We start from the raw sequence: 7,156 nt of genomic DNA, 5'->3' as shown, positions 1-7,156 counted from the left end.
TAAGGACCAACTTCAACGCTCCACTCCTGCTCATCAATGAATTGGGTGATGAACTTTTAAGTGGTATTCGAGCTTAGGGAAAGGCAGACCATTCGATTCTGTGAATAATTTTTCCCTTATTAAACAGTGGCCTATTCAAAAGCATGTGCGTCTAATTTAAGAAGTATCCTTTTTTATAGAAAATAGTAATCCCCTAAGAATAGATTTTTTAGCGTCTATTCTTAGGGGATTTTTAACGACCAAACTCAAAGCGAAGCGAATGTTCTAGCACAATTTAGCTATTTTTTATTTCCAATAATCCAGTTGGCTGTCGTCTAGGCCGATATTTTTGGCGTAGAAGACGGGTTTTTGTCCGGCTTTGCGCTGTTTGCTGTAGTCGGAGAGCGCAGCTAGGGCTGTTTTGCCGAGGATTAGGATGGACGGTAGGTTGATTAGGGCCATGAGTGCCATCATGACGTCGGCCATTAACCAGACGAGGTCGGCTTGTTGGATGGCGCCGAGGAAGATGACGCCTGCAGCGACCAGGCGGAAGGCTATCATGAAGGAGGCCCGGGGCATTTTGCCGAAGATGTAGGCCAGGTTGTTATCCACGTAGTAGAGGTTGCCGATCAGGGTGGTGAAGCCAAAGAGCATGAGGGAGATGGTGATGAAGAGATTCCCATAGCCCCCGAGGAAGGTGGACAGGGCGGCTTGGGCGTAAGGTGCGCCTGAGAGTTCTGGGCTTGGTGTCACACCTGAGCTCAGACACATGAAGGCTGTCGCCGAGCAGATAACCAGGGTGTCGATGAAGACGGACATCATTTGGACGAGACCTTGCTTGACGGGGTGGGAGACGTGGGCGGCTGCCGCTGCGTTAGGCGCTGACCCGATCCCGGCTTCGTTGGAGAAGAGGCCACGCTTGATCCCGTACATCATGCTGGAGCCCGCGATCCCTGAGAAGATAGCCTTGAAGTTGAAGGCATCCTGGAAGACGAGCTTGAAGACGGTCGGCATGTAGTTGAGGTTGAGGATGATCATGAGGACTGCCACCGCCACGTAGATCATGCCCATGAAGGGAACGAGGAAGCTGGTGAACTGGATAATCCGCTTGCCCCCACCGAGGACGCAGTAGGCCGTTACTAAGGCTAGGCCGGCACCCACCAGGATCGGTGTCCACTGTGGGTCGTAGAAATCATAGACCTGGAAGGAATCGCGGAGGTTGAAGGCGGCCAGCATGTTGAAGCCCACCGCATAGGTTAGGATCAGGAAGATGGAGAAAATAATCCCCAAGGTCCGGCTGTGGAGGGCCGATTCAATATAGTAGGACGGTCCCCCGTAGCTCTCGCCAGAGAAGGTGTCCCGACGCTTGTAGATCTGGGCTAGGGTCGATTCGATGAAGGCTGAAGCGCCCCCGATCAGAGCCACGATCCACATCCAGAAGACGGCGCCGTAGCCCCCGAGGCAGATAGCCGTGGCCACCCCGACGATGTTCCCGGTCCCTACCCGCGAGGCGGTTGAGATCATCAGTGCCTGGAAGGAGGACACCGATCCCTCTTCCTCCGGCGCTTCCATAACCACATGGACAGCTTCTTTAAAGTTACTTAATTGAACAAATTTGGTTCGGAATGTGAAATAAAGGCCTATTCCTAGCAATAAGATAATCAGGACTGGATAGTATAAGAAATCGCTGATTGGACTTAGAAAGCCTGTAATCATTTCTGACATCCAAATCTCCTCCTCTTCGAAAAGTTTTCTTTTTCTCTAGAATAAGGGATCTTATAATTGCCGTCAATTTCTAATCTTTATTTTACGATTGGTTATGCTTATGGATGGTCGAGTGATGTAAGTTTTTATAACATTGTCGATTGGCTGGCGACCGTGATTTCAGGGATTTGTGGAATGTCAATTTTTATGCCACATTCACTTGATTTTTATAGTTTTTTCAATTTTTGAACAATTATTGCATTTATTCTGGGGAGATTTTATAACATTTAATTTTGTTTGATGAATTTTAGACACTTTCGTTTATATATGAATAGGAGGGATTTACATGCAGATGACCCATGAATTATTAAGCCTGGAAATTTTGAATCACCGCCAGTGCCTGGACGCCGACCAAGCCGAACGCCTGCACGCCTTGCGCCTGGGCTACTGGGGCGAGTGGGAGTTCCAGCGGATTTTGAAGAAATATTTGACGGGCGATTTTTACCTATTGACGGATTGTTACTTCGGCGAAGCCAACCCCACCCAAGTCGACGCGATCCTGGTCTGCCCCAGCGGCTACTATCTCTTTGACGTCAAGAATTACCGGTCGCCGGTCCGCTATGAAGCGGGAACTTTTTACCACAACGACAAGCGCTGGCGCCACAATATTTTTATCCAGCTGGAGCGGATGGTCGACCGTTTCAACCAAGACCTAGACGGACACGGCCGCCCCCAAGGCAAGCAAGGCTACCTAGTCTTCATTAACGAACGCCACCAAGTCACTGTCGACGAGAGCTGGAGCCACGGTGTCCTGCGTCGCAACGATATCTGGGAATTCTTGAGAGACCTAGCCCAAGCACCAGCGCGATACAAGACAGACCAGCTCCTAGGCTTGGTCCAAGGGAAATTGCGCCCCAACCCCTATGAGAAATGCCAAGCCACAACTGACCACTGGGCGCGGATGCAGGGAGGGATTTATTGTTGGCGGTGCCGGGCGAGGCTTGGGAATATTTATAACCGGAGACGCATTTCTTGTAACAATTGTGGTTTTATTGAGAATTCAGAAAGTCTAGTTCATCGCCACTTATGTGAGCTATCAGTTCTTCTTTATGACCAACCGCTGAGCCTATCACTAGCACGGGAATTTTTAGGAAAACAATGTTCAGACCGCAGCTTGTATCGTATTTTTAACAAAAATTTCAATCGCGTTAAAAGAAACAGCTACCACAACCCCTTCAAGCAAGATCCTGATATTTCTCATAAAATCGTTTGGCCTATTGACTTAGAACGCGATTATTATTGGATTCATCAAAAATTTTTAACCTAAGAGCCATAATACTTAGAATATTTTTGAAATGAATACAATGATCATAGCAGCGCCTAAAAGATATCAGGCTTTCACTGACTTACTGCCTTTTCTCTTGAGAACTGGCAGTTTCTATTACTCTTACTGCCTCTGCTCTTGAGAACTGGCAGTTTCTATTGATCTTACTGCCTTTTCCCTTAAGAACTGGCAGTTTCTATTACTCTTACTGCCTATTCCCTTAAGAACTGGCAGTTTCTATTGATCTTACTGCCTTTTCCCTTGGGAATTGGCAGTTTCTTAATAAAACACCCCCATCCCCATCCAAAATAAGCAATTTCTCTAGCCCCCTACAACGAAAAAGCAGAGGCCCCAGCCTCTGCTTTCCCCACCATCCATACAATACAAGGAAGGCGGACCTAGCGCCCGCCAACCACTCTTATCCCAAAGGAAAAGCACCGCCACGGTGGGCGGTGCTTTACTGCTTTATATGATTATTTTTCTAATGCTGCTTTTGCTTGGTCGCAGATTGATGCGAAGGCATCAGCATCGTTGACTGCAAGGTCAGCAAGCATTTTACGGTTGATTTCAATGCCAGCTTGTTTTAAGCCGTTGATTAATTTGCTGTAGCTTAAGCCGTTAACACGTGCTTGGGCATTGATACGGGTGATCCATAGACGACGGAAGTCACGTTTTTTCTGACGACGGTCGCGGTAAGCGTACATGTAGGACTTCATGACAGCTTGTTTAGCCATCTTGTAGTTTACACTTTTAGATCCGTAATAACCTTTTGCTAATTTAATATATTTTTTACGTCTTTTACGACTAACTGTTCCACCTTTAACTCGAGCCATTCGAAAATTCCTCCTTGTTTCTCTAGATTATTGCTTATTTGTAAGTATCTAACATTTGTTGGATACGTTTTTGGTCAGATTGGTGAACCATTGCAGCTGGTTTGTGCTGACGACGTTGTTTCTTGGTCTTACCATGGAAACGGTGAGAGCGTTCTGAATGACTACGTTTTAACTTACCTGAAGCGGTAAATTTGAAGCGTTTAGCCGATGCACGGTGTGTTTTTTGTTTAGGCATAATAATTTCCTCCCATTTTTGTTAATTGGATTATTTGTCTTCAGGCTTAGGTGCTAGCATAAGCTGCATAGACCGGCCTTCCATCTTAGGTTTTTGCTCAACGGTGGCGATATCGCTCATCTCGTCAGCAAAACGTTCCAGTACCTCACGTCCTAAGTCCTTGTGCGTAATGGCACGGCCTTTGAAACGGATGGATACCTTAACCTTGTCACCCTTCTTGATGAACTTGCGGCCTTGACGTAATTTCGTATTGAAATCATTGTCATCAATGGCTGGGCTCAAACGAATTTCTTTAACTTGGATGGTCCGTTGGTTCTTACGCTGTTCACGGGCCTTACGTTGTTGTTGGTAACGGAACTTGCCATAGTCCATGATCCGCGCAACCGGTGGCTTAGCACCTGGTGACACGAGAACAAGGTCAAGTTCATATTCACTCGCTTTATCAAGAGCATCTTTCTTAGAAAGAACACCCAACTGTTCACCCTCAGGATCAATCACGCGCATTTCGCGTGCTCGAATCGATCCATTGACGATGTTATCTTTTTCTTTTGCGATAATTATCCCCCTCCATAGTTCAAATTTGCATTCATCATTCTTTGAGATTTCAGCATAGAAAAAGCGACGGAAAATTAAAATTACCCGTCGCTGCTCGCACAAGGGTCCCTTGTGCACTTGAATCTATCAACCCGAGGACGTCTTTGTCAACTCAGGTGAGAAACGGGTAGGTCTCTGCTTCTTGTCTCACTTTGCTATCATACCATGTCCCCCTCCCCGGGTCAAGGGGAAATTCGAAAAAATCGTAGGCTATCAAAAAAAATCTTGGATTCTACTTACACTGCTAATTGCATTTAACGATCCATTTCAAAGCAGAAGGGATGCTCAACAAAATAAAAGACCAGGAGCAAACCCCCGGCCTCTCTTTAAACAAGAAAAATGTTCCAAAAGTCAGGTCTGCCCGACCTTTGGAACATAGTCTCTAAGTCTACTATTCCGGTAAGATCCAGTAAGCTTGACTGGATTCTTGGTTGATTTTTTCAACGGCATCTTTGACTTGGTCGGACTTGTAGGCTTTGGAAACGGCCTTGACCCAGTCCTTATCCTTGTCTTCTTCACGCACAACCAATTGAAGCATGAATTCTGGTGCCACGTCTTCATAGGCCAGGGCGGTCTGGAAGTCAATGCCGGCATCGAAGGCGCGCGAACCTGGGATGGCAGCTAGGGCCAGGTCCGGTGTGGTTCGGGCCAAGTTAGGAGAGCTAATAACTTCAATCTTTAAGTTCTTAGGATTTTCAGTAATGTGCTCCACATTCAAGTTGGCCTTGTCTGCATTAGGGTCGAGGGTAATCAGTCCTTCTTTTTCCAGTAAGAGCAAGGCGCGGGACAGGTTGGATGGATCGTCCGGCACCCCGATTTGATCGCCGGCTTCTAGGCTGTCGAAGCTATCCTTTTGGCCTGGGAAGATGGCCATAGGAACGGTCGGCAAGGGTTGGATATTGGTCAGGTGGGCATCTTTTTCCTCGTTGAAGTTCTCCATGTAGAGGGTGTGCTGCTCGATATTGAGGTCAGCTGCCTTCTCTTCGAGGGCCACGTCTGCTTCACGCAGGTCGGTGAATTCGACGGTTTCGACCTTGTAGCCATCTTCTTCGAGAATTGGTTTTACCACATCAAGGAAAAGATCGCTATAGGGGCCCGGCGAGGTGGCGAGACGGATATCCTGGCTATCCTCGGCAGCTGCCTCATTCTGTGAGGCCTGGTTAGAACCGCAAGCTCCCAGAGTCAAGAGAGCCAAGACGGCAAGGACTGCTGTTTTAAATTTGTGCATACGAACACTCCTATCTGCTTACTTTTTATAAGTTTTATGGTCTTAGTCTAACACATTCCTTGTCCTTTGAGAAATGAAAGCCTCTCCCGACTGATAGTTCTTCCCCATCATTCCTGAACAAGCATGCTATAATGGTAGTAAAGCAAATGGAAAGGATGACGCAAACAGATGACAGCACGTTGCAGCTGGGCCACGACGCCCGAACTTATTGCCTACCACGACCAGATTTGGGGCAGACCGACCACTGATGACCAGGCCCTCTTCAAAGCCCTAAGCCTGGAAATCATGCAAGGTGGCCTGTCCTGGGAAACCGTCCTTAAGAAAGCTGAGGACTTCGATTCAGCCTACGACCAGTTCGACTACCGAAAGATCGCCCGCTATGACCGCTACAAGTACCAAGGGCTCCTCCAAGACAGCCGACTTATCCGCAACCGGCGCAAGATCCAGGCCATTATCCACAATGCCCAAGTCTTGGTTGACCGTTTGGCGGAGGGGGAAACTTTCGCTGATTATCTCTGGGACCTGATCGATGACACCAAGAAGCAAAGCGACTCCAATGACGCAATGAGCCAAAAAATCCTCAAGGCGATGAAGAAGGACGGCTTCACCTACATCGGCCCCGCCACCATGACCGCCTTCCTCGAAGCCATCGGCGCCTTCAACCCCCACCAAGCGGCCTGTGATTGGGCGTAAATTTATAAAATTATTTCTTCAATCGTATGATTGAGCATCCGTTTCATACAAGCATTTTTAAAAGCACGGCTGCCAAAACAAGGCATCGTGCTTTTTAATTTGCAGTTATTTATATCAACAGCTATCAACACTTCCATAAGAGCAGCTAAGCAGATTAATTGTGAGCAGGAGTGAAGCGTTGAAGTTGGCCCTTAGCCGTGACCAAGCAAGTTTCAGGGTGAGAGGGCTGGCGGTTAGCTTTCCTTCACTGGAGCAAGTCGCCAGAGCAGTCTGCAAGACTGCGGCGGAGACTTGTGAAGTGACACGAAAGCTGCCAGACCGAACCCGACTAGATGTGAATTACGGCTAGTCGGCGTAAGCCGTACAAGCCAAAACCTGCTCCAAAAGTCAGCTCTGACTCCACTTCACAAAGGTTGGCCGAGCCTCTTCAAGGCTCTTCCATCCTTTATTCCAGTGGTTCAGAGCTTAACGACTTTTGTCGCACTCTAATTTTGAATCTCGCTAGGCGAGAGACCTTGGCTCGCCCCGGTGCTGCTTTAGCCGTTGGAGCGCTAGCGACTTACGGA

General features: G+C 47.8%; 7 protein-coding genes. 2 read left to right on the top strand and 5 right to left on the bottom strand.

Annotated elements, in window-relative coordinates; genetic code table 11:
- Nucleotides 1–285: 285 nt before the first annotated feature.
- Nucleotides 286–1,704 carry an alanine/glycine:cation symporter family protein gene (locus HMPREF3090_RS04090; protein WP_070485987.1) on the bottom strand — a complete coding sequence of 473 codons (1,419 nt, stop codon included), beginning with the start codon at nucleotides 1,702–1,704 and terminating at the stop codon, nucleotides 286–288.
- A gap of 325 nt (nucleotides 1,705–2,029) precedes the next feature.
- Here HMPREF3090_RS04090 and HMPREF3090_RS04085 point away from each other — a divergent pair, with 325 nt between their 5' ends.
- A complete protein-coding gene (locus HMPREF3090_RS04085; RefSeq protein ID WP_067975325.1) occupies nucleotides 2,030–3,010 on the top strand; it encodes a nuclease-related domain-containing protein in 981 nt (326 codons plus the stop codon).
- Between the two features lie 470 nt (nucleotides 3,011–3,480).
- On the opposite strand, the gene rplT is transcribed toward HMPREF3090_RS04085, so the two are convergent.
- From rplT to HMPREF3090_RS04065, 4 genes are all read right to left on the bottom strand, one after another.
- The gene (gene rplT / locus HMPREF3090_RS04080) at nucleotides 3,481–3,840 is read right to left on the bottom strand and encodes a 50S ribosomal protein L20 (protein ID WP_067975321.1); all 360 of its coding nucleotides are present in this window, start codon (nucleotides 3,838–3,840) and stop codon (nucleotides 3,481–3,483) included.
- Between the two features lie 34 nt (nucleotides 3,841–3,874).
- The gene (gene rpmI / locus HMPREF3090_RS04075) at nucleotides 3,875–4,075 is read right to left on the bottom strand and encodes a 50S ribosomal protein L35 (RefSeq protein ID WP_067975318.1); all 201 of its coding nucleotides are present in this window, start codon (nucleotides 4,073–4,075) and stop codon (nucleotides 3,875–3,877) included.
- Nucleotides 4,076–4,105: 30 nt separating this feature from the next.
- Nucleotides 4,106–4,630, bottom strand: coding sequence for a translation initiation factor IF-3 (infC, locus tag HMPREF3090_RS04070; protein ID WP_101603559.1), 525 nt, complete (start codon nucleotides 4,628–4,630; stop codon nucleotides 4,106–4,108).
- A 430-nt stretch (nucleotides 4,631–5,060) separates the two neighbouring features.
- Nucleotides 5,061–5,897: a MetQ/NlpA family ABC transporter substrate-binding protein gene (locus HMPREF3090_RS04065; RefSeq protein WP_070485984.1), complete on the bottom strand. Its 837-nt coding sequence runs from the start codon at nucleotides 5,895–5,897 to the stop codon at nucleotides 5,061–5,063.
- 168 nt (nucleotides 5,898–6,065) lie between these two features.
- Between HMPREF3090_RS04065 and HMPREF3090_RS04060 the strand changes: the two genes are divergently transcribed.
- A complete protein-coding gene (locus HMPREF3090_RS04060; protein WP_067975312.1) occupies nucleotides 6,066–6,590 on the top strand; it encodes a DNA-3-methyladenine glycosylase I in 525 nt (174 codons plus the stop codon).
- Nucleotides 6,591–7,156 lie beyond the last annotated feature (566 nt).

The sequence above is a fragment of the Aerococcus sp. HMSC23C02 genome, assembly GCF_001806805.1.
GTDB classification, from domain to species: domain Bacteria; phylum Bacillota; class Bacilli; order Lactobacillales; family Aerococcaceae; genus Aerococcus; species Aerococcus sanguinicola.
Note: the sequence above shows the minus strand (reverse complement) of the source record. Positions and strands in the feature narration are given on the sequence as shown.